This window comes from Aquimarina addita (assembly GCF_039539305.1).
Classification (GTDB): Bacteria; Bacteroidota; Bacteroidia; order Flavobacteriales; family Flavobacteriaceae; genus Aquimarina; species Aquimarina addita.
The window spans coordinates 1-3,395 of the sequence record NZ_BAABCW010000046.1 but is presented as its reverse complement, the minus strand read 5'-3'; the positions used below and the strand labels follow the sequence as shown (position 1 = coordinate 3,395).

Here is a 3,395-nt window from a genome sequence, read left to right as displayed (position 1 = left end):
CAGCAATATGTTCGGGATTATTTTTGACCTGTTCCTCAAACAAGTCGATAACCGTTTTGTCTTTTGGGTATTCGACCTGGGTATCATTGAATACTTTTAATAACTGATGTTCTTCTTTGGGGGTTAAAATTTTTATTTCTGAAATTTTACGATCTTGTGAATCTATAAGTTGATCTAATACGGTTTTAAAATGTCTTTGAATCATTACAATAGTTTCATTCGCCAGTAGCGTGGAATTGTAACTAAAGTCAATAATCAATTCTTTACCCAAACTTATAGTAATTGTCAATAAATAATTTGTTTGTTCTTTACTTGTAATATTATTAGCTTCCAATACATCGTTTTCTTCTGAAAGAACTTTCGATACAGGATAGTTTTCAAAAACCATAATACTGTCAAATAGATCCCCTTGTAATCCGCTCAAAGTTTGAATTTTGGACAAATAAGTATATTGATGATCTCTACAGGCAGTATGATCAGATTGTAAGGATAAAAGCCATTCAGATACAAATTTATCTCCTGTTAGTCTTGAGTACAATGGCAATGTATTAATATATAGACCTACTTTTTTGTCGGAGTTTTCTAATTCTACAGGACGACCAGATACTGTAACTCCATAGACAATGTTCTCATCCCCGGTGTATTTTGACAATAAAATCGCCCAAACACCTTGAGTTAAAGTATTGACAGTTAGATGATTTTTTTGCGCATAATTTCTAATTCTATTTGTGAATTCGAAATCTATTACTAGTGATAATTCGGCAAAATCCCCATCTGTTTTATTTCTAGAAGAAGTGATTTCAGAAAATGGTAATAAACTTGGGGCTTCCAATTCGTGAAGATATTTTTTCCAAAATTTCTCTTCTAAATAGACATCTTTACTAGCTATATATTTAATATAATCTTCATACAAATCTTCTTGTCGTTCTGAAGGAGCAAATCCTTTAGAAAAAACCTCATAAGCTTGTAAAAATTCTTCAATAATGATTGACATTGACCATCCATCTAACAAAATATGATGATGGGTTAATATCATTGTATATGATGCACTTCCAATTTTGATAAGAGTTACTCTCATCAAAGGAACTTCATCAAAGACAAAGCCTTTTTTACTATCCGATTCTAAAAAAGAGGATATCTTATCCTCTTGTTCGGATAAAGAATAAGAACTGTAATCCAACTCGCTAAAAGGAAGTGTTATTTTGTTATAAACACATTGAACCGGAATACTTAACTCTTTATGAAAAAAGGCACTTCTTAGGATACTATGGTTACGTAAAACATAATCCCAAGAAGATTTCAAATAATCAATATTTAACCCTTTTGGAAAATCTACTATTAATTGAACAACATATGCTTTAGAATCCTCATCATATAAACCATGAAATAACATGCCTTCTTGAAGTGGACTTAACTTATAAAATGATGGAAGTAGCTTTTTTTTATCTAGAAATTTTATTAGATCTTTTTTATTATCCCTAATGAAATTAACTATATAATTATTTTCTTTTATTTTTTGAATTTCATCTTTATTTAATTTCCCTTTAGACCCTCTTAATATCAACCCGTCGTTTTTTTTGGTTAAAAACAGGTTTAAATCTTCTAATTTTTTTATAAAAACTTCCATTATATTTTAATTGTAAAATACACTTTAATAAAATTAATTTAAAACTCTAAGATATCATCTCCTTCTGAGATTTTATCAATTAAAAAAGAGGTGTACTTTTCTAATTCTTGAAATCCGACTTCTTTTTCCAACCCATAATCAGAGGGTGTAAAATCTCTTTTTTGTTTAGAACAGCAGTGAAGAATTATTTTTTCTAGATTATCCAAATATTGATTGGATAATTTATTGATTGTTTTTGGGTTATATTTTGAGGTTGAATAGTTCCAATCTAAGATAAGTTCTCCGCCAGTTATAGAACCATTAATTTCTAATTTGTTTTCAAGGTATCTATTATTATTATTTTGATCTTCTGAAAACCCCTCAAATCCTGTCAACCATGAGTTCGATTCTAAAGCATTATCCAATTGCCCTAAATAATTGAACACAATATCCCAATGAACTCCTGAAAAAGCTTTTTTCACTTCTTTATCAGGGTGTAGATAACGTAAAGCACCATAACCAATTCCTTTATCGGGGACAAGACGTAATTCTTCTTTTATTGATTTAATAATTTCACCTAATGATGAATTCTTTTTTGTTGATAGTAAAACTGGGTATAAGCTTGTAAACCAGCCGACTGTATTACTTACGTCTATATCTATTGATAATTGTTCTCGCCCGTGACCTTCTAAACCAATAATCACTTTGTTGTGTCCAGACCAATTATTTATCGTTAAAGCTAAACAACTAAGTAATATGTCATTGATGTTAGTTCCATATGCATTATTAACCTCTTTTAATAGTAGTGAAGTAAGTTCTTTTGTTAGTATACTACTATTACTACTATTACTATTACGAATATCATTTCTTTTGTTGTCTGTAGGTGTCTTATCTACAGGTAATGTAACATGGTTTGAAATAACAGATAACCAATATAAATACTGAGAATGGAATGCTTTATCAGTAGCATATTTTTTCATCGTCAAACCCCATTGCCGATAAGAACTACCTTTGAGCCCTAGTTCTATGTTTTTTCCCTCTTTTAAAAAGGTCATAATACGTTCTAGATCATCTAATAAAATTCTCCAAGAAACCCCATCTATAACTAAATGGTGAGCAACTATAAATAAACAATTCTTGTCTTTTTCTTTTGTGGTTTTGAGCAATATTACTTTAAATACCTCTCCTTTTTCAATAGATAAGTTGTTTTGTATATTATGATAGATATCCTTAATAGCGTCTGATAATTCTGTAAATATGGTATCCTCTAAATTTATAACTTCGATACTACCTTTATTATCACCATAGAACTGAATCCAATGATCTTCTTCTCTTTTATATGTAAAACGAAGTACATCATGATGATTAATTAATCCTTTTATTGCCTGATCCAAAAATGACAATTCAACTGATTGATCTATAGATAATAATAATGATTGATTGTAATTAGGTTCTCTATAGTGAATTGTATCAAAATATTTTTGTTGGATTGGTAATAAGTCACTAACTCCATTCAAAATTCCTTGTTCACCTAAAACTAAGTTGTCTAAAGTTATATTTGATAAGCTAGAAATTGTTTGATATTCAAACAAATATCGTGGTTGTAAGTAATAACCCAAACGTCTTAGGCGACTTACCACTTGAATTGTAATAATAGAATCACCTCCAAGTTCAAAGAAATTATCGTGTATTCCAACCTTTTCTACTCCCAGTAATTCTTGCCAGATCTCAGCCAGTTGTTTTTCAATGTCATTTCGTGGGGCTACATAAGATGCGGTAGCTGCCTCTG

2 protein-coding genes are annotated in these 3,395 nt (G+C 30.0%); both read right to left on the bottom strand.

All coding sequences use genetic code 11. From position 1 onward, the window contains the following. Window positions 1-1,627: condensation domain-containing protein (locus ABD816_RS21970; protein WP_344931046.1), on the bottom strand; the 1,627-nt coding region annotated here is incomplete at its 3' end. A 38-nt stretch (window positions 1,628-1,665) separates the two neighbouring features. Further along, on the bottom strand, window positions 1,666-3,395 hold a 1,730-nt coding region (locus tag ABD816_RS21965; protein WP_344931045.1), incomplete at its 5' end, for a condensation domain-containing protein.